The organism is Pseudodonghicola sp., assembly GCF_048268305.1.
Taxonomy (GTDB): domain Bacteria; phylum Pseudomonadota; class Alphaproteobacteria; order Rhodobacterales; family Rhodobacteraceae; genus Pseudodonghicola.
Genome location: NZ_JBLWVT010000001.1, coordinates 294,337 through 313,474, shown reverse-complemented (window position 1 = coordinate 313,474; position 19,138 = coordinate 294,337). Strand labels below are relative to the sequence as shown.

At 66.8% G+C, this 19,138-nt stretch carries 16 protein-coding genes; 14 read left to right on the top strand and 2 right to left on the bottom strand.

Annotation, left to right across the window (positions count from 1 at the left end):
- Window positions 1-192: 192 nt before the first annotated feature.
- The 4 genes from ACN0V4_RS01545 to ACN0V4_RS01530 all read left to right on the top strand — a co-directional run bounded on the left by ACN0V4_RS01545 (window position 193) and on the right by ACN0V4_RS01530 (window position 4,842).
- The gene (locus ACN0V4_RS01545) at window positions 193-360 is read left to right on the top strand and encodes a hypothetical protein (protein WP_417672749.1); all 168 of its coding nucleotides are present in this window, start codon (window positions 193-195) and stop codon (window positions 358-360) included.
- Window positions 357-524: a hemin uptake protein HemP gene (hemP, locus tag ACN0V4_RS01540; RefSeq protein ID WP_417672748.1), complete on the top strand. Its 168-nt coding sequence runs from the start codon at window positions 357-359 to the stop codon at window positions 522-524. The genes ACN0V4_RS01545 and hemP overlap by 4 nt, the downstream gene beginning before the upstream one ends.
- A gap of 132 nt (window positions 525-656) precedes the next feature.
- Window positions 657-1,637 (top strand): efflux RND transporter periplasmic adaptor subunit, encoded by a 981-nt coding sequence (locus ACN0V4_RS01535; protein ID WP_417672747.1) that lies wholly within the window; start codon window positions 657-659, stop codon window positions 1,635-1,637.
- The gene (locus ACN0V4_RS01530; protein ID WP_417672746.1) at window positions 1,630-4,842 is read left to right on the top strand and encodes an efflux RND transporter permease subunit; all 3,213 of its coding nucleotides are present in this window, start codon (window positions 1,630-1,632) and stop codon (window positions 4,840-4,842) included. Before ACN0V4_RS01535 ends, ACN0V4_RS01530 begins: the two co-directional genes overlap by 8 nt.
- Before the next feature lie 196 nt (window positions 4,843-5,038).
- Here the strand turns inward: ACN0V4_RS01530 and ACN0V4_RS01525 are convergent, their stop codons facing one another.
- Window positions 5,039-5,902: an NAD(P)-dependent oxidoreductase gene (locus tag ACN0V4_RS01525; RefSeq protein WP_417672745.1), complete on the bottom strand. Its 864-nt coding sequence runs from the start codon at window positions 5,900-5,902 to the stop codon at window positions 5,039-5,041.
- Between the two features lie 245 nt (window positions 5,903-6,147).
- Between ACN0V4_RS01525 and ACN0V4_RS01520 the strand changes: the two genes are divergently transcribed.
- The 5 genes from ACN0V4_RS01520 to ACN0V4_RS01500 all read left to right on the top strand — a co-directional run bounded on the left by ACN0V4_RS01520 (window position 6,148) and on the right by ACN0V4_RS01500 (window position 11,501).
- Window positions 6,148-7,272: an extracellular solute-binding protein gene (locus ACN0V4_RS01520; RefSeq protein WP_417672744.1), complete on the top strand. Its 1,125-nt coding sequence runs from the start codon at window positions 6,148-6,150 to the stop codon at window positions 7,270-7,272.
- A gap of 106 nt (window positions 7,273-7,378) precedes the next feature.
- Entirely contained in the window at window positions 7,379-8,482 is a 1,104-nt protein-coding gene (locus ACN0V4_RS01515; RefSeq protein WP_417672743.1) for an ABC transporter ATP-binding protein, read from the top strand.
- A complete protein-coding gene (locus tag ACN0V4_RS01510; protein WP_417672742.1) occupies window positions 8,479-9,852 on the top strand; it encodes an ABC transporter permease subunit in 1,374 nt (457 codons plus the stop codon). Before ACN0V4_RS01515 ends, ACN0V4_RS01510 begins: the two co-directional genes overlap by 4 nt.
- Complete coding sequence (locus ACN0V4_RS01505) at window positions 9,849-10,685, top strand: ABC transporter permease (RefSeq protein ID WP_417672741.1); 837 nt, start codon at window positions 9,849-9,851, stop codon at window positions 10,683-10,685. Before ACN0V4_RS01510 ends, ACN0V4_RS01505 begins: the two co-directional genes overlap by 4 nt.
- Window positions 10,686-10,808: 123 nt before the next feature.
- A complete protein-coding gene (locus ACN0V4_RS01500) occupies window positions 10,809-11,501 on the top strand; it encodes a hypothetical protein (protein WP_417672740.1) in 693 nt (230 codons plus the stop codon).
- Window positions 11,502-11,505: 4 nt separating this feature from the next.
- Here the strand turns inward: ACN0V4_RS01500 and ACN0V4_RS01495 are convergent, their stop codons facing one another.
- The gene (locus ACN0V4_RS01495; RefSeq protein WP_417672739.1) at window positions 11,506-12,063 is read right to left on the bottom strand and encodes a tetratricopeptide repeat protein; all 558 of its coding nucleotides are present in this window, start codon (window positions 12,061-12,063) and stop codon (window positions 11,506-11,508) included.
- Window positions 12,064-12,240: 177 nt separating this feature from the next.
- On the opposite strand from ACN0V4_RS01495, the gene ACN0V4_RS01490 reads away from it, so the two are divergent.
- The 5 genes from ACN0V4_RS01490 (at window position 12,241) to ACN0V4_RS01470 (ending at window position 18,986) form a co-directional block, all read left to right on the top strand.
- A complete protein-coding gene (locus tag ACN0V4_RS01490; protein WP_417672738.1) occupies window positions 12,241-13,398 on the top strand; it encodes an acyl-CoA dehydrogenase family protein in 1,158 nt (385 codons plus the stop codon).
- A 290-nt stretch (window positions 13,399-13,688) separates the two neighbouring features.
- Window positions 13,689-14,897, top strand: coding sequence for an acetyl-CoA C-acetyltransferase (locus tag ACN0V4_RS01485; protein WP_417672737.1), 1,209 nt, complete (start codon window positions 13,689-13,691; stop codon window positions 14,895-14,897).
- 14 nt (window positions 14,898-14,911) lie between these two features.
- Complete coding sequence (locus ACN0V4_RS01480) at window positions 14,912-17,077, top strand: 3-hydroxyacyl-CoA dehydrogenase NAD-binding domain-containing protein (protein WP_417672736.1); 2,166 nt, start codon at window positions 14,912-14,914, stop codon at window positions 17,075-17,077.
- Complete coding sequence (locus ACN0V4_RS01475; protein WP_417672735.1) at window positions 17,074-18,201, top strand: CaiB/BaiF CoA transferase family protein; 1,128 nt, start codon at window positions 17,074-17,076, stop codon at window positions 18,199-18,201. Before ACN0V4_RS01480 ends, ACN0V4_RS01475 begins: the two co-directional genes overlap by 4 nt.
- A gap of 11 nt (window positions 18,202-18,212) precedes the next feature.
- A complete protein-coding gene (locus ACN0V4_RS01470; protein ID WP_417672734.1) occupies window positions 18,213-18,986 on the top strand; it encodes an enoyl-CoA hydratase/isomerase family protein in 774 nt (257 codons plus the stop codon).
- Window positions 18,987-19,138 lie beyond the last annotated feature (152 nt).

Below are 19,138 nucleotides of genomic sequence, written 5' to 3'. Positions count from 1 at the left end.
CGGCACCGGGGGATTTCGGCCTGATCGGGCGCATCCGGCGCCTCGCCACATCCCCGGTGGCGCGCTTCCGCCGCCCCGCAATCTGACAAAAAAACTCGGATTGACAAAGGTGACTGAATTAGTCAGTTATTGAATTCATCCAGCCAATCCGGAGCCACGGATCAGCCAGCCGCAGGAGAAGGGAACGCGCCCATGCACAGCCCGAACGCCCCCCGGCCCCTCAGCGACAGGCTGGCCGGCACATCCGCCCAGGTGGCAGCCGACGTCGTCGGCATCCTCAGCGAGGCCGCACTTTGGCCCGGGTTTTCCATGGACGCCGTGATCGACCGTATCGAGGCCGAAACGAGGATCAGGCGATGACCATTCAGACCACCGACACCATCCGCAGCATTACCGCGCAATCCGTCCCGGCGCATCAGGCCGAAACCCTGACCGGCGGCGGCAACCTGGCGCATATCACCCTGGGTGACCAGATCTACACCCTGCGCATCACCCGCGCCGGCAAGCTGATTCTGACCAAGTGACCGAGCGCTTCGCCGCCCCTCTCCGAGGGCGCGGCGAATTTGCATCCCCCCGATCACTTTCCCCGCGCGGGATTGAAAAACATTCCACATTGTGCATCTGTGTCAGGCGAATGACGGCAGTGAGGAGTGGCGATGCGGAAGTTCATTTTGGGAACCGCGCTGGCGGTTCTGGGAGCCGCGTCCATGGCGACGGCGGCGGAACAGCCGGTCGAGCGGCGCGTGATCACCGAGTGGAAAGCCGTGTTCGGCCGGATCGAGACGCGTGATCTGATCGACGCCCGCACCCGCATCGGCGGCACGCTGGTGTCGATCGAGGTGACCGAGGGCAGCGATGTCACCGAAGGTCAGGTCATCGCGATGGTCCACGACCCGAAGCTGGCGCTGCAGCTCCAGGCCGCGCAGGGCAATATCGACGCGCTGCAATCGCAGCTCGACAACGCCCGGACCGAACTCAAGCGCGGAGAAAGCCTGCAGGATCGCGGCGTGATCACCAATCAGCAGCTCGACTCGCTGCGCACCAATGTCAGCGTGCTGGAAAACCAGATCGCCGCCGCCGTCGGCGACAAGCGCGTGATCGAGGAACAATCGGCCGAGGGCGCGGTGCTGGCGCCGATCGCCGGCAAGGTGCTGAATGTCCCGGTCACCCGTGGCACCGTCCTGTTGCCCGGCGAAACCGTGGCCTCGATCGGCGGTGGCGGCTTCTTCCTGCGGCTTGCGGTGCCGGAACGCCACGCCCCCTTTCTGCACGAGGGCATGAGCATCCGCATCGGTTCGCACGGTGATGGCCGCCCCGGCCGACTGGCCAAGGTCTATCCCGAGATCGACAATGGCCGGGTGATCGCCGATGTCGAGGTCGAGGGGCTGAGCAGCGAATTCGTCAATGCCCGGGTGCTGGTCAGCCTGCCGGTCGGCGAACACGAGGCGCTCTTGGTGCCCGCCGCCAGCCTGATCACCCGCATGGGGCTGGATTTCGTGCCGGTGGCCCGCGCCGACGGCACGGTCGTGCATCGCACCGTGGTGCCCGGCAGCCAGGTCGAGATCGACGGCACCAGGATGGTCGAGATCCTGTCGGGGCTGACCGATCAGGACAGGGTGGTGACCGACCATGACTGACACCCCGGACGGGAAGAAAAAGGGCCTCGGCATCGCCGGCGGCCTGACCCACACCTTTATCCATTCGCCGCTGACACCGCTGATGATCCTGGCGGCGCTGATGGTCGGGCTGGTCTCGCTGATCAGCCTGCCGCGCGAGGAAGAGCCGCAGATCTCGGTGCCGATGGTGGATATCCACATCCAGGCGCCGGGCCTCAGGGCCGAGGATGCGGCCAAGCTGGTGACCGAACCGATGGAGACCATCGTGCGCGGCATCGACGGGGTGGAGCATGTCTATTCCACCTCGACCGATGATTACGCCATGGTCACCGCGCGTTTCCTGGTCGGCACCAACGCCGATTCCGCCATCCTGCGCGTGCATGACAAGGTGCGCGCCAATCTCGATCAGATCCCGGTTGGCATCGCCGAGCCGCTGATCGTCGGCCGCGGCATCGACGATGTGGCCATCGTCACCCTGACCCTGACCCCGAAACCGGGCGCCGAGGCGATGACCGCCAACGATCTGACCCGGGTCGCGCGTGAGCTGCAGGTCGAGATGGCCAAGGTTCAGGACGTGGGGCTGACCTATATCGTCGGCGAAAGCCCCGATGCGATCCGCATCACCCCCGACCCCGACAAGCTGGCGCTGTTCGGGGTGACGCTGCAGGGGCTGGCCGCCAAGGTGCAGGCCGCGAACGAGGCCTTTTCCACCGGCTGGGTCCGCGACAAGGGCCAGCAGATCCCGCTGGTCGCCGGCGAAACCCTGCAGGCCCCGGCCGAGATCGGCAATCTGCTGCTGACCACCCGCGACAACCGCCCGGTCTATGTCCGCGACGTGGCCGACATCAGCTTCGTGCCCGATACCTCGGACAAGATCGTCAGCAATATCTCGCATGACGGCGACGGCGGGCTGCGCCGCACCCCGGCCGTCACCCTGGCGGTGGCCAAGCGTGCCGGCGCCAATGCCGTGGTGGTGGCCGAGCAGGTGCTGCACCGGGTCGAGCTGTTGAAGGAATCGCTGATCCCCGACAACGTCACGGTGACAGTGACCCGGGATTACGGCGAGACCGCCAACGAGAAGGCGAATGAACTGCTGTTCCACCTCGGGCTCGCCACCGTGTCGATCGTGGCGCTGGTATTCTTTGCCATCGGCTGGCGCGAAAGCATCGTGGTGGCCATCGTCATCCCGGTCACCATCCTGCTGACGCTCTTCGCCGCCTGGATCATGGGCTACACGCTGAACCGGGTGTCGCTCTTCGCGCTGATCTTCTCGATCGGCATCCTGGTCGACGATGCCATCGTGGTGATCGAGAACATCGCCCGCCACTGGGGCCTGCCGGACAAGGGCGACCGCGCCGAAAAGGCCGTCCGCGCCGTGGCCGAGGTGGGCAACCCCACCATCGTCGCCACCCTGACCGTGGTGGCCGCGCTGCTGCCGATGCTCTTCGTCTCCGGCATGATGGGCCCTTACATGTCGCCGATCCCGGCGAATGCCTCGGCGGCGATGATCTTCTCCTTCTTCGTGGCGGTGATCATCACCCCCTGGCTGATGCTGAAGATCGCCGGCCGGGCGCCTTTGCACGCGCATGAGGATGGCGGCCATGGCGGGCGGCTGGGCCGGCTCTATGCCGCCGTCGCGCGGCCGATCCTCAAGACCAAGGGGCGCGCCGGCCTGTTCCTGCTGGTCGCCGCCGGGCTCAGCTTCGGCTCGATGGCGGCCTTCTATACCAAACACGTGACGGTCAAGCTGCTGCCCTTCGACAACAAGTCGGAACTGGCGGTGATGATCGACCTGCCCGAGGGGTCCTCGGTCGAGGCCACCGATGCGGTGGCGCAGGATGTGGCCCGGGTGATCATGGATCTGCCCGAGGTGGTCTCGATCCAGACCCATGCGGCGGCGGCCTCGCCCTTCAACTTCAACGGGCTGGTGCGCCATTATTATCAGCGCGCCAAGCCGGAACAGGGCGATCTGCAGGTCAACCTGACGCCCAAGGGCGACCGCGACCGCAGCAGCCATGAAATCGCCCTGGAAATCCGCGACCGGATTTCCAAGGTGGCGGTGCCGGACGGCACGGTGCTGAAGACGGTCGAGCCGCCCCCCGGGCCGCCGGTGATCGCCACTCTGCTGGCCGAGGTCTATGGCCCCGACGCCGAGACCCGGCGCGAGGCGGCGCGGCTGATCCGCCAGGCCTTCGAGGCGGTGCCCTATGTCGTCGATGTCGACGACAGCTTCGGCACCCAGAGCCGGCGGCTGCGCGCCACCATCTCCAGCGATCAGACCGAGTTCTTCGGGGTGGACGCAAGCGATGTCTTCTCGACCATCCAGATCCTCAACGGCGGCACCACGGTGGGCTATTCCCATCGCGGCGACGGCCGGCGTCCGATCCCGATCACGGTGGAACGTGACAAGGCCCACAAGGTGGTCGACGAGACCTTCCTGACCACGCCGATCCCGGCCAATGTCCTGCCCGGCGCCCGCGGCGTGGTGGAACTGGGCGACGTGATCGACCTGAAGGATGAAAAGGTCTCCTACCCGATCTTCCGCCACAACGGGCGTACTGCCGAGATGGTCCAGGGCGAACTGGCCGGCCAGTTCGAGGCGCCACTCTATGGCATGCTCGCGGTGGCCGACCAGATCGACAAGATGGACTGGCCCGAAGGCACCAAACCCACCATCTCGCTGCACGGCCAGCCCGAGGACGAAAGCCACGTCACCCTGCTCTGGGATGGCGAATGGGAGGTCACCTGGGTCACCTTCCGCGACATGGGGGCAGCCTTCGGCATCGCGCTGGTGGGGATCTATATCCTGGTGGTGGCGCAGTTCGGATCGTTCCGGCTGCCGCTGGTGATCCTGACGCCGATCCCCTTGACCTTCCTCGGCATCATCTTCGGCCACTGGCTGTTCAACGCCCCCTTCTCGGCGCCCTCGATGATCGGCTTCATCGCCTTGGCGGGGATCATCGTGCGGAACTCCATCCTGCTGGTGGACTTCATCCGCCACGAGGGCACACCCGACACGCCGCTGGTCGAAACGCTGATCCTGGCCGGCTCGATCCGCTTCAAGCCGATCCTGCTGACGGCGGTGGCGGCGATGATCGGCGCGGTGGTGATCCTCGCCGACCCGATCTTCCAGGGCCTGGCGATCTCGCTGCTGTTCGGGCTTTTGACCTCTACCCTGCTGACGGTGCTGGTGATCCCGGCGATCTACCGCGTGTTCAAGACCTGAGGCTGCGACCGCAGAAAACGCGAAACGCCCGGGGGACCTCCCCCGGGCGTTTTCATTTGTGCTGCGGCGTTTCGTGGCCCCGGCCACTTGGGCTCCGCCGGAAGCGGGCAGAACCGCACCCCAGCTTTTTTCTAGCCAGAAATATCCCCGCCGGAGGCCTGCGCCGAAGGCGCAGTCAAAACACGCCGTCCGCCCCTCAGCGCAGCCGCTTGATCAGGGCCGAGGTATCCCAGCGCGCCCCGCCCATGTTCTGCACGTCTTTGTAGAACTGATCGACCAGCGCGGTCACCGGCAGGCTGGCGCCGATCTCGTTGCCCGTGGCCAGGCAAATCCCCAGATCCTTGCGCATCCAGTCGATGGCAAAGCCATGGTCGAACTTGTCGTCGATCATGGTGCCATGGCGGTTGACCATCTGCCAGGAGCCTGCCGCCCCGCCCGCGATCACCTCGACCACCGCGCGGCCATCAAGGCCGGCCTTCTCGGCAAAGGCCAGCCCCTCGCTCAGCGCCTGCACAAGACCCGCGATGCAGATCTGGTTGACCATCTTGGTCAACTGCCCGGCGCCACTGTCGCCCAACCGCTTGATCGACTTGCCATAGGCCTGCATCACCGGCTCGGCGGCGGCATAGTCATCTGCGTCCCCGCCGCACATGATCGACAGCACACCGTTCTGAGCGCCCGCCTGACCGCCCGAGACCGGCGCGTCGACAAAGCCCAGCCCCGCCGCCTTGGCCGCCGCGTACATCTCGGCGGTGACCTTGGCCGAGACCGTGGTGTGATCGACGAAACGCGCGCCCGGCGTCATGCCGGCGAAGGCGCCGCCCTCGCCCAGGCAGACCTGCCGCAGATCATCGTCGTTGCCGACGCAGGCGATCACGAAATCGGCGCCTGCCGCGGCCGCGGCCGGTGTCGGCGCCGCAGCGCCACCATAGTCCTTCACCCAGGCCTCGGCCTTGGCGGCGGTACGGTTATAGACCGTCACCTCATGCCCTGCCTTCGCCAGGTGGCCGGCCATCGGATAGCCCATCACCCCCAGCCCCAGAAACGCAACCTTCGCCATCTCGTCTTCCTTTCGGTCTTTCGGTCTTTCGGTCCGCCTGCTTTTCGCAAAGGCGTGCTGATGTCATGACCGGACCCTAGCGGCATCGGCGACGCGGAGCAAAGCCCGCGACCGCCGGAGTTTCACAAAGCTGAATCGAAACTGACACCAAAGCGTCTTCCCGTGGCGCTAGTGGCGGAAACAGCCTGATCCGCGCGCCCCACATGGGCCGCCCGCGATCATGAACCGCTCATGGAGGAATGACGATGAGCTTCTCGCGCCGTAATGCCCTGAAACTGACCGCCGCCGCCGTCGCCGCCCCCGCGGTCCTGCGCGCGACGGATGCGCTGGCCTCTTCGGGCAGCGTCAAGGTTCTCGCCTGGCAGGATTACATCCAGCCCAATATCGCCGAGAAATTCGAAGCCGACACCGGCATCAAGCTGGAGCTGACCACCTTCGGCTCGAACGACGAGGCGATCTCGACCGTGCAGGCCAGCGGCGGCAAGGGCTTCGACGTGGTGTTCCCCTCGATCACCAACGCGGCCGGCTATCTCGACGCTCATGGCGACAGCCTCTTCGCAGCGGTCCCGGCCGCGGTGAACAGCAGCGCCATCATCCCCTCCTTCCTGCGCGACAGCGCCACGCTCGGCGGTGTGCACGCGGGCGAACAGATCCTGCTGCCCTTCGACTGGGGCACCGAGGGGGTTACCCTGAACCGCGCCAAGCTGAACATCGCCGATGCCGATATCTCCTTCGGCGACTTGTTCCTGCAGCCGCAGGCCAAGGGCAAGGCCTCGTTCCGGCAGAAATCCTCGCTGATCGGTGCCGGCCTCTATCTGGACGCGATCGGTGACCTGCCCTCGAACCGGATGCTCGACGTCTACAAATCCGAAGCCGATGCCGAGCGCGTGTTCGACGGCATCGTGAAATGGATGCTGGCGCATAAGGAAAACTTCGGCGCCTTCTGGAACAACGCCACCGAAGCCACCGCCGCCTTCAAGGAAGCCGGCTGCGTCATCGGCCAGACCTGGGACACCACCGGGCTGCTGCTGAACCGCGACAACGCGGATTTCGTCTATCGCGCGCCGAAAGAGGGCATCATCACCTGGCTCGACAGCTTCGGCATGCTGAAGGGCGCGCCGAACAAGGATCAGGCGGTGGCCTTCATGAACTTCATGCTGAAACCCGAAGTGGGTGGCATGTTCGCCAACAACACCGGCTACAACTCGGCGGTGGCCGGCGCCGCCGAATTCACCACCAACGAATACCGCAAGCAGTTCAACGAGGTCTATACCCCGGCGGTTCTGGGCAACATGTGGTGGTGGCAGGCGGATACGCCGTTCTATGCGCCGACCGTCAACAAATACGTCGAGATCCTGACCAACGCCTGAGGCGTCCGATCAGAGTGACCATGACAGCCGGGCGGGGGCCTTTGCTCCCGTCCGGATCATTTAGACGCCCCCCCTGACAGGTCCTGCGAAGAGAAAAGGGAACGACATGCGCGGCAAGGATGTGGTTCTTGAAGGCGTCGGGATCACCTATCCCAACGGGTTCACCGCAGTGCAGCCCACCGATCTGCGGATCGAGGCGGGCGAGTTCTTTTCGATCCTCGGACCGTCGGGCTGCGGCAAGACGACGATCCTGCGCGCGGTCTCGGGCTTTGTCGACCCGACCCGGGGCCGCATCCTGATCGGCGGTGCGGATCAGGCCGGGATCGGCCCCAACGCGCGGCCGACCGCGCTGATCTTTCAGAACCTGGCGCTGTTCCCGCTGATGCGGGTCTGGGAAAACGTCGCCTTCGGGCTGGAGGCGCGCGGCATCGGCAAACGCGCCCGACGGGCCCGGGCGCAAGAGCTGCTGGAGCTGGTCGCGCTTGGCGATCAGGGCGACAAGATGCCGGGCGAGCTGTCGGGCGGCCAACGCCAGCGCGTCGCCATCGCCCGCGCCCTGGCGGTGGAGCCGGCGGTTCTGCTGCTGGACGAACCGCTCTCGGCGCTCGATCTCAAGCTGCGCCAGCACATGCGGGCCGAGCTGCGCGACATTCAGAAGAAAACTGGCGTCACCTTCATCTATATCACCCACGATCAGGGCGAGGCGCTGACCATGTCCGACCGCATCGCAGTGATGAACGCCGGGGTGGTCGAGCAGGTGGGCACCGCCGACGAGATCTATGGCGCGCCGGCCACCGCCTTCGCCGCCTCCTTTGTCGGTGAAAGCAACATGATCGCCGGCCGGGTGCTGGAGGCGCGTGGCGAACAGGCCGTGATCGAAACCGCGCTTGGCCAGCTGGTCGGGCGCAACCCCGCCGGATTGGGCGCCGGGGCGGCGGCCATGCTTTTCGTCCGCCCCGAGGCGATGCGGATCGGGCATAGCGAGAACGCGGTGGCGGCGCAGCTCTTGCGGCGCGATCTCGAGGGCGCCTTCCTGAACCTCTTCTTCCACGCCGCCGGGCACGAACTGGCGGTGCATGTCACCAATGACGGCAGCCGGCCCGATATGGCACCGGGCGCGGACCATCGGCTGGGCTTTGCCGCCGCCGCCGCCGTGGTGCTGCCCGAGGGGCCGCTGGCGCGCACCGGGCAGGAGCTTGCCGCGCAATGACGTCGCTGCTGCGGGGATACGGGCGCGGGCTGGTTCTGGCCTTCTTCGCGCTGGTGCTGATCTGGGGGCTGATGCTGATCATCCTGCCGCAGCTCACCATGCTGGAAAGCGCGCTGACGCCGCCGCGCCAGGCCCTGGGCAGTTCGGTGGCGCTGGAGCTGCGACGCGATGCGCAGACCTGCGCCTCGGTCCTCGACCGCTACAAGGCGCCGGCGCCCGCCAGCTCCGGCGGCCTGGCGATCCCCTCGCCCTCGATGATGGCGGTGCCCAGCCCCTCGGGCATGGCGACGCCTTCGATCTCGGGCGGCAGCCCAGCCGGCGCGCGGCCCTATATCCTGCAATGCGATCGCGCCACCACCCACCGGCAATTGCCGGACGGCACCTGGATCGACGAGACGCAGGGCCTGCCGGTGCTCTCGGTGCGGGAAAGCGACACGATCCCGCAGCAGATCGAAACCGCGCAGCAGATCGCCACGCTGGCGCAGGGCCTGTTCGACCGGCTGAAGCAGCAGGAGGCCACCGCCTTCCCCTATTCCGCCGGCAATTTCGCCACGCTGCTGGCGCCCCGGCTGATCCCGCTGCCGCCCGATCAGCGCGCGGCGATAGAGGCGACGCTGTCGAACCGCCTCTATCGCCTGCTGGGGCTGCGCTTTGATCAGGGCGGCGAGACCTATGAACGGCTCGGCCTGACCACGCTGGTGCGCACGCTGACCTTTGCGGTGATGGCGACCGCGCTGGCGCTGGCGATGTGCTATCCCATCGCCTATAAGGTCGCGCTTGCCACCCCGCCGGAGCGTGCCGTTTGGCTGTTCCTCGGGCTGGTGATCCCCTATGCCATCGTCGAGCTGATGCGGATCTATGCCTGGACCACGATCATCGACAATCAGGGGCTGATCAACGGGCTGCTGCTGCAGGCCGGGCTGATCGCCGAACCGATCCAGTTCAAGCGGATGGCCGGCACCATCTTTCTGGTGATCGTCTATACCTATGTTCTGTTCATGGTCTTCCCGATCTTCAACGTGATGTCGACGCTCGACCGCAACCAGATCGAGGCGGCGCGCGATCTGGGCGCCGGGCCCTTCAGGGTACATCGTCGGATCATCATCCCGCATGCCAAGCCGGGCATAGCGGTGGGCTGCATCGCCACCTTCATGCTGGCCGCCGGCGCCTTTTCGGTGCCCCGGATCATCAGCCGCGGGTTGCAGGCGGAGTGGTTCAGCCAGACCATCTATAACAAGTTCTTCGAATCCGAGAATTCCAACGTCGGGGCGGCCTATAGCTTTGCCTATACGCTGGTCTGCTTTGCGCTGGTGGCGCTGTTCATGTGGATCATGCGCACCCGGCTGAAGGACTTCGCGAGGGTGCAATGACCGCCAACCGCCTGCTCTCCGCCTATACCTGGGCCTTCCTGATCTTCATGTTCGGGCCGCTGATCCTGATGGTGATCAGCTCGTTCAACGACGTCTCGCCGCCCTCGGTCACCGAATGGCACGGGCTGACCGGCAAGTGGTATGCCTTCTTCTGGATGCCGGAAGAGGCGCTCAGGGCCGATCCGGTGCTGCGCGCGTTGGACCGCGACCGGTTCATCGGCTGTTTCGGCAATTCGCTGACGGTGGCGGGGGTGGTGGTGCCGCTGGCGCTGATCCTGGGGCTGGCCGGGGCGGTGCTGCTGACCCGCTGGCGGTCGCGGGCGAATGGGCTGCTGTGGTGGGTGCTGCTGTCGCCGATGCTGGCGCCGGGCATCGTTCTGGGCCTCTCTGCGCTGGTGTTCTGGGGGCGGCTTGGGGTCAATGCCGGGCTCTTCACCATCATGATGGCGCAGGTCACCTTCGTCGCCGGCTATCCGATGCTGATCCTGATGGCACGGCTGCAACGCCAGCCGATCGAGCTGGAGGAGGCGGCGCTCGACCTCGGCGCGACGCCGCTGCGGGTGTTCCGCCGGCTGACCCTGCCCTATCTGGCGCCGGCGCTGATCTCGGCCGGCGTCATCGCCTTCATGGCCTCGATGGAGAATTACAACACCACCATGTTCGCCAAGGGCGGCGCCTGCACCTTCTCGACCGAGATCGGCGCCATGGCGCGCAACCCCAATGGCCACCCGCCGGTGATCAACGCGGTGGGCACGGTGATCATCCTGCTGACGGTGGCGGCGGCGCTGGCGCATACCTTTCTGAGCCGGCGCGAGGAGCGGAAGGCGGCCTAGGAGGAGGCTTGCGCCTCCTGCCTCCGGCCGCCGTATTTGCAACGAGAAGAAGCCGCAGGCGCCCTTGTCTTCCTGCGCTTCGGGGCGTCACATCGCAGCGCCCGCCCCTGGAGGATATTGCCGATGATCAAGGCCCGCTGCCATCCCGCGCTGGAGCCGATCCTGCCGAAACCGGTGGAGGCCGGCCGCGCCCTGCCCGACTGGCTGCGCGACATGCCGTCAGAGGTGGCCGCGCCCAGTCTCGGCGGCGAGAGCGTGCGCACCTTGAAGCATTGCCCGCCGCTGATCGACGCCCTGTCGCTGGGCGTGCTGATCCCGCTGGCCACCGATCTGACCTTTGCCGATGGCGAGGTCTCCTGGGACTGGGCACCGCCGGTGCTGGAGGACGCGCGGATCAGCCGGGCGCCGATCGGGATGCATGTGCCGGAGCAGGCCAGTGGCGCCCCCTTTCGCATGGCGCCGGGGCTGATCCTGAAGTTCATGAACTTCTGGACGCTGGAGGCGCCAGCGGGCTGGTCGCTGCTGTTCACCCATCCGCTGAACCGCGAGGATCTGCCGTTCCGCACGCTGTCGGGTCTGGTTGATTGCGATCTCTTCCACGATGGATATGTGCATTTTCCGGCGCTCTGGCAGGAGGCGGGGTTCACCGGAACCCTGCCCGCCGGCACCCCGGTGGCGCAGGTGATCGCCCTGCCGCGCGGGGCGCAGGGGGTGGAGACCGGGGTGATGGAGCCCGCAAAGATCGCGGCCAATCGCGCGGTGCAGACCGAGTTGCAGGAGGCGCGCGGCGTCTATCGCCGACGGTTCCGGCACTGAGCGCTCAGGGCAGCTGCAGAGGCAACGAGCCTTTGGCGGTCTGCACCAGCGTCTTCAGCGCCAATGCCCGAGCCTCGGGGCGTGCGAGAAGCACCGCGCGCAGATCGCCGGCATCGGCATCCCCCGCCTCGGCGGCGGCGCGATAGATCGCGGCGTCTGCCTCCGCCTCTCCGGCCAGGGGGGTCCAGATCGCCCGGGCGCGGGTGAAACCGCCCCGCCGCAGCAGCACCCGGCCGAGATTGCGGCGCGCGTCGGCGTCCGATGGCACCAGCGTCAGCGCCCGCTCGAAACCGCGTTCGGCGCTGGCGAAATCCTCGGCCAAGAGGGCGGCGCGGCCCAGTTCGAACCAGGCCCGCGCATGGCGCGGATCGGCGGTGGTGGCGCGGGTCAGCCAGGTCATCGCCGGCGCCGCGCGGCCCTGTTCCAGATAGACCTTGCCGAGGTTGTAGAAGATCGCGGCTCCCGCGCCTCTGGCCCGGGCGGCGCGTTTCAGCACCGCCTCTGCCGCCGCCCAGTCGCCTGCCGCCAGCAGCGCCGGCAATTTCTCAAGCCCGCCCGCCATGATCCCCCTTGCCGCTCTGCTCCGCCGAGCCTAGCCGATCCGAGTGACAGAAGCATCACCGCCGGTGACGCGACGGCATTGCCCTGACGTGGCGTGACCGACCCTGTGGCCGATTGCCTTTGCCCGCGTCCGCCGTAGTCTCAGCGCCGAAGAGGTTGAGAGAGGGAGGAGGCAATCATGAGTCTTATCACCAAGACGTCCGCCTGGGCGCAGGAAGAACACCAGATGTTCGCCGATGCGGTGGGCAAATTCTATGACGCGGAACTGGTGCCGAACCTGGACCGCTGGGTCGATCAGGGCGTGGTCGATCGTGATTTCTGGTCCAAGGCCGGTGCGGCCGGGATCATGTCCGGCGCCATCGCCGAGGAATACGGCGGCGCCGGGGGCGGCATCGGCTTCGATGCCGTCACCGTCTATGAGCAGGGTGCGCGTGGCGATGTCGGCTGGGGCTTTTCCATCCAGTCGATCGTGATGCATTATCTGGTGGCCTTCGCCACCGAGGAGCAGAAGCAGCGCTGGCTGCCCAAGCTGGTCACCGGCGAGATGGTCGGCGCCATCGCGATGACCGAACCCGGCACCGGATCGGATCTGCAGGCGGTGCGCACCACCGCCGAGAAGGATGGCAATTCCTATCGGCTGAACGGGTCTAAGACCTTCATCACCAATGGCCATACCGCCGATCTGATCATCGTTGTGGCCAAGACCGACAAGACCGCCGGGGCCCGCGGCGTGTCGCTGATCGCGCTGGAGACCGAGGGCGCCGAGGGCTTCCGCCGTGGCCGCAACCTCAAGAAGCTGGGCATGAAGGCCAATGACACCGCCGAGCTGTTCTTCGAGGACGTCAAGGTGCCGATGACCAACCTGCTGGGCGGCGAAGAGGGCCAGGGGTTTTATCAGCTGATGCGGCAATTGCCCTGGGAGCGGCTGCTGATCGCACTGACCGCGCTGGGGGTGATCGATTTCGCCATCGCCGAGACGGTGAAATACGTGCAGGAGCGCAAGGCCTTCGGCAGCCGGGTGATGGATTTCCAGAACACCCGCTTCAAGCTGGCCGAGGCCAAGACCAAGGCGGAACTGCTGCGCAGCTTCGTCAACGATTGCATCACCCGGCTCGAGGCCGGAGAGCTGGACGCCGCCACCGCCTCGATGGCGAAATACTGGGGCAGCCAGACCCAGAACGAAGTGGTGCATGAATGCCTGCAGCTGTTCGGCGGCTATGGCTTCATGATGGAATATCCCATCGCGCGGCTCTACGGCGACAGCCGGGTGCAGATGATCTATGGCGGCACCAACGAGATCATGAAGGAACTGATCGCCCGGTCGATCGACATCTGATCGCCGCCGCCCCCTCTCTCGCGCGCCGTTGCGTCACCAGCGGCGCGCGCCGTTGACAGCCCTTCCCGCCGCTGATCAACTTTGCCGCGAAAAGACGGGGCGCGCAGCCCCCGGCGGAGAGGGAGGCCGCCGAGATCGGCGGATGCGGGGAGGCGTCCGCAGCCTGGGCCCTGGCCCGTCTTCAGACCGCTATCAGCCTGAAATCAGACTGAAATTAGACTGAAATTCAGATCGACATGATGTGCCCGTATGGGCCGGGGCCCAGCGCCCGTTCCGGAGGAGACCCGACAATGACCGAAGCCGCCTATATCTATGATGCCATCCGCACGCCCCGATCGAAGGGCAAGCAGGACGGCTCCCTGCACGAGGTCAAGCCTATCGACCTCGTCACCACGCTGCTCGGCGAGATGCAGCGCCGCCATGATCTCGACACCGCGCGGGTCGACGACGTGATGCTGGGCTGCGTCACCCCGGTGATGGAACAGGGCGCGGTGCTGCCGAAGATCGCGCTGCAGAAGGCCGGCTGGGACGAATCCGTGCCCGGCGCGCAACTGAACCGCTTCTGTGCCTCGGGTCTCGACACCTTCAACACCGCCGCCGCCAAGATCGCCAGCGGCTGGGAGGACATGGTCTGCGCCGGCGGCTATGAAAGCATGTCGCGGGTGCCGATGGGCGCCGACGGCGGCCCCTTCGCCGAGGATCCCGGCACCTCGATCCAGACCGGTTTCGTGCCGCAGGGGATCGGCGCCGACCTGATCGCCACCATCGAAGGCTGGAGCCGCGACGATGTCGACGCCTTCGCGCTGGAAAGCCAGAAGCGCGCCGCCCACGCCCGGGATGCCGGCTGGTTCGACCGGTCGGTCGTGACCGTGCGGGACGGAAACGGCATCGCCATCCTTGAGCGCGACGATTTCATCAAACCCGACACCGACATGCAGAAGCTCGGCGCGCTGAAACCCTCCTTCGCGGGGCCGGGCGCCATCGGCTTTGATGCGGTTGCGCTGGCGAAATACCCCGAGGTCGAGCGGATCAACCACGTCCACACCCCCGGCAACTCCTCCGGCATCGTCGACGGCGCCTCGCTGGTGCTGCTGGGCAACGAGCGCGCCGGCAAGGATCTGGGGCTGACCCCGCGCGGCCGGGTCGTGTCGATCGCGCTGACCGCCACCGACCCCACCATCATGCTGACCGGGCCGGGGCCCGCCTCGCAAAAGGCGCTGGCCAAGGCGGGGCTGACCATCGACGACATCGATCTCGTCGAGATCAACGAGGCCTTCGCCTCGGTCGCGCTCAGGCTGCAACGCGATCTGAATGTGCCGGACGAAAAGTTGAACGTGGTCGGCGGCGCCATCGCCATGGGCCACCCGCTGGGCGCCACCGGCGGCTGCCTGGTCTCGACCATGTTGGACGAACTGGAGCGTCGGAAGTTGAAACGCGCGCTGATCTGCATGTGCGTCGGCGGCGGCATGGGCATCGCCAGCATCATCGAGCGCGTCTGAGGGAGGGGAAACAGATGACCGAATACACCTATGGCAACGATTACCACTATGACCGCGACGCCGACGGCATCGTCACGGTGACGCTGGACATGGCGGGTCAATCCGCCAACACGATGAACGACCGCTATATCCCGATGATGAACGAAATCCTCGGCCGGCTGCAGTCGGAAGAGGGGTTGGCCGGCGTCGTCATCGCCTCGGGCAAGAAGACCTTCTTCGCCGGCGGCGACCTGAACGGGCTGCTCTCGATCGAAAGCGCCGGAGCGGACAGCTTTGCCAAGTTCGAGGCCAACAAGGCCCCCTTCCGGGTGATGGAGAAGCTGCAGGTTCCCTTCGTCGCCGCAATCAACGGCGCGGCACTGGGCGGCGGCTATGAAATCTGCCTGGCCTGCAACCATCGGATCGTGGTCGACGATCCTGCCGCCGTGGTCGGCCTGCCCGAGGTGACGCTGGGCATCCTGCCGGGCGCCGGCGGCGTGGTGCGGCTGACCGCGCTCCTGGGGCTGGAAAAGGCGCTGCCCTATCTGCTCGAGGGCAAACCGTCGAAACCGCAGGCGGCGCTGCAAGAAGGCATGGTCGACGAGATCGTCGCCAGCCGCGACGATCTGATCCCCGCCGCCAAGGCCTGGATCAAGGCCAACCCCGAAGCCTGGCAACAGCCCTGGGATAAGAAGGGCTTCCGCTATCCGGGCGGCGACGCGCTCAGCCCCCGGGTGCGGCAGACCATCATGGCCGCCCCCGCCATGCTTTACAAGAAAACCCGAGGCCTGCTGCCCGCCCCGGCGAAGATCCTGGACATCGCCGCCAACTCCATGCGGATGAGTTTCGACGCCGCGCTGAGGGTGGAAAGCCGTGGCCTTTGCGCGCTGATCACCACACCCGAGGCGAAGGCCGCGATCACCACCTTCTTCTTCGGCAATCAGGCGATCAAATCGGGCAAGATCCGTCCCGAAGGCCCGGCCTGGAGGGTAGAGCGTGCCGCCGTGCTCGGCGCCGGGATGATGGGCGGCGGCATCGCCTGGGCCCAGGCGATGGCCGGGCTTCCGACCGTGCTGAAGGACACAGAATTGGCCAAGGCCGAAAAGGGCAAGGCCTATTCCCAGGGGCTGGCCGACAAGCTGGTCGCCCGCGGACGGATGAGCGAGGCAACCCGCGACGCGCTGCTGTCCCGCATCACCCCCAGCGCCGAGGATGCCGATTTCGCCGGCGTCGACCTGATCATCGAGGCGGTGTTCGAGGATATCGACCTGAAGGAAAAGGTCATCGGCGCCACCTTCGGGCAACTGTCGAAGGACGGCATCTATGCCTCCAATACCTCGACCCTGCCGATTTCGGTGCTGGCCGAATTCTGCCCCGATCCGACCCGCTTCATCGGCCTGCATTTCTTCAGCCCGGTCGACAAGATGAGGGTGGTCGAGATCATCCTGGGCGAGAAGACCAGCGAAGAGACGCTGCGCAAGGCCTATGACTATGTCCGCCAGATCGGTTACATGCCCATCGTGGTGAACGACAGCCGGGGCTTCTTCACCTCGCGCGTGTTCTCCACCTATCTCGACGAGGGCATGGCGCTGATGCGCGACGGCATGTCGCCGGTGGCGATCGAACGCGCCGCCTGGCTGGCCGGCATGCCGGTCGGGCCGCTGGCGGTGCATGACGAAACCTCGCTGGTGCTGTCCCAGAAGATCCGCAAGACGCATGAGGCGCTGGACAAGCGGCTTGGCGTCGAAAAGGGCATGCCGATCGACATGGAGGCCAGCAATGCCGTGGTCGACGCCATGCTGGATCAGGGCCGTGGCGGGCGCCACTATGGCGGTGGCTTCTATGACTATGCCCCCGACGGCAGCAAATCGCTCTGGTCCGGACTGTCGCAATTCGCCAAGGGCAATGGCGGCATCTCGGTCGATGAGGCGCGGGAGCGGCTGCTCTATCGCCAGGCGATCGAGACCCTGCGTTGCCTGGACGAGGGCGTGCTGAACACCGAGGTCGAGGCGAACCTGGGCGGCATCTTCGCCATCGGCTTCCCGCCCCATACCGGCGGCGCGATCCAGTTCATCCGTGGCATCGGCATCGACGCCTTCGCCGCCCGCGCGGCGGAACTGTCCGAACGCTATGGCGACCGCTTCGCGATCCCCGAAGGCGCGCTCGACCGGCTGCGCAGCCCCGAGGCCAAGGCCGCATGAGCGGGCCACTCAAGGGCCTCAGGGTCATCGAGATGGAGGGGCTGGGACCGGCCCCTCTGGCCGGCCAGTTCCTCGCCGATCTCGGGGCGGAGGTGATCCTGATCACCCGCAAATCCCGCCCCGCCGATCCGGCCGACATCAACAACCGCGGCAAGCGATCCGCCGCGCTGAACCTGAAGACGCCCGAAGGGGTCGAGGCGGCGCTGGCGCTGATCGCCCGTGCCGACGTGCTGATCGAGGGGTTCCGCCCCGGCGTGATGGAGCGGATGGGGCTGTGCCCGGACGTCTGCCAGAGCCGCAACCCGGGGCTGGTCTTCGCCCGCATGACCGGCTGGGGGCAGGATGGGCCGATGGCCCAGATGGCGGGGCATGATATCAACTACCTCGGCCTCACCGGCTTTCTGAACGCCACCGGCCGCGCCAATGACGTGCCGACACCGCCGCTGAACATCGGCGCCGACTATGCCGGCGGCACCATGTTCCTGCTGTTCGGCATCATGGCCGCGCTGTTCGAACGGCAATCCTCCGGCAAGGGGCAGGTGGTCGATGCGGCGATGGTCGACGGCGCCTCTGCCCTGATGGCGCTGATCCATACCTGGATCGCCCGCGGCCAGTGGAGCGAGGCGCGCGAGGCCAATCTGCTCGATGGTGGCGCGCCCTTCTATCGCGCCTATGCCTGCGCCGACGGCAAGTTCCTGTCGGTCGGCCCGCTGGAGCCGCAGTTCTTCGCCGAACTGGTGCGGCTGGCCGGACTGCCCGAGGATCACAAGGCGACCCAGATGGACGCCCGCCAATGGCCGACGCGCCGGGACGCCTATGCGGATGTCTTCGCGCAGAAGACCCGCGACGACTGGATGGCAATCTTCGACGGAACCGACGCCTGCGTCGCCCCGATCCTCAGCTGGTCGGAAGCCGCCGAGCACCCGCATCTCGCCGCCCGCGGCACTTTCTTCACCCGCGATAACGTCACCCAGGCGGCCCCTGCCCCGCGTTTTGACCGCACCCCGACCGCAACCCCTGGCTTGCCCCCCGCCGCCGGGGCCGAGACCGAAACCCTGCTGGCAGAGGCTGGGCTTGCGGAGGACGCGATCGACCGCCTGCGCACCGCCGGAGCGCTCACCTGAAAGACATCCCCATGACCGACAACCTGTTGACCCTGACCCGCGACGGCGCCGTCGCCACCCTCACCCTGACCCGCCCCGAGGCGGTCAATGCGCTCAGCACTGCGCTGTTGGCGGCGCTCCGCCAGGCCGTCGACGATGTCGAAAACGACCCGGCGCTGCGCGTCGTCATCCTGCGCGGCGAAGGGCGCGGCTTTTGCGCCGGCGCCGATCTGACCGAAGGGTTGCAACCGCCGGTGCATCAGCGGCTGGAAAGCAACTATCGCCCGATCTTCACCGGCATCGCCGCCTCGTCGAAGATGTGGATCGCCGAGGTGCATGGCGTTGCCGCCGGGATCGGTGGCGCGCTGGCGATGAACTGCGATCTGGTGACCATGGCCGAGGACGCCTCGATCTACATGGCCTTCGCCGCCATCGGCCTGATCCCGGACGGCGGCACCTTCTGGTTCCTCGAGCGCGCCATGGGGCCGCGCCGGGCCTTGCAGGCAATCCTTGAGGGCCGTCGCATCCCGGCCGCCGAAGCGCTGGACCTGGGGCTGGTCAATGCGCTCCACACCCCCGAGACGCTGGCGGCGGAAACCCGCGCGCTCGCCCTGCGCATCGCCGAAGGGGCACCGCTGGCCGCCGCCGCCGCCAAGCGGGTGATGCGCCGCACCGACAGCCTGTCCTATGGCGAGACCTTCAGCGCCGAGGCGATCGAACAAAGCGCCCTGGCGCTGAGCCAGGATTTCGCCGAAGGGGTCGCGGCCTTCCTGGCCAAGCGCAAGCCGCAGTTCACCGGGCGCTGACCCCACCCGGTCCGGGCACCGGTGCGCAAGCTCCGGTGCCGCAAAGATTTTCCACCGCCCCGGTGGACGCCCCCGATATTGCGCGTTAGAGCCTGCCGCACTCGGCCAGATCGAGCGGGCCGGGACGGAAGACAGTGCGCCCGCCCCCAGAC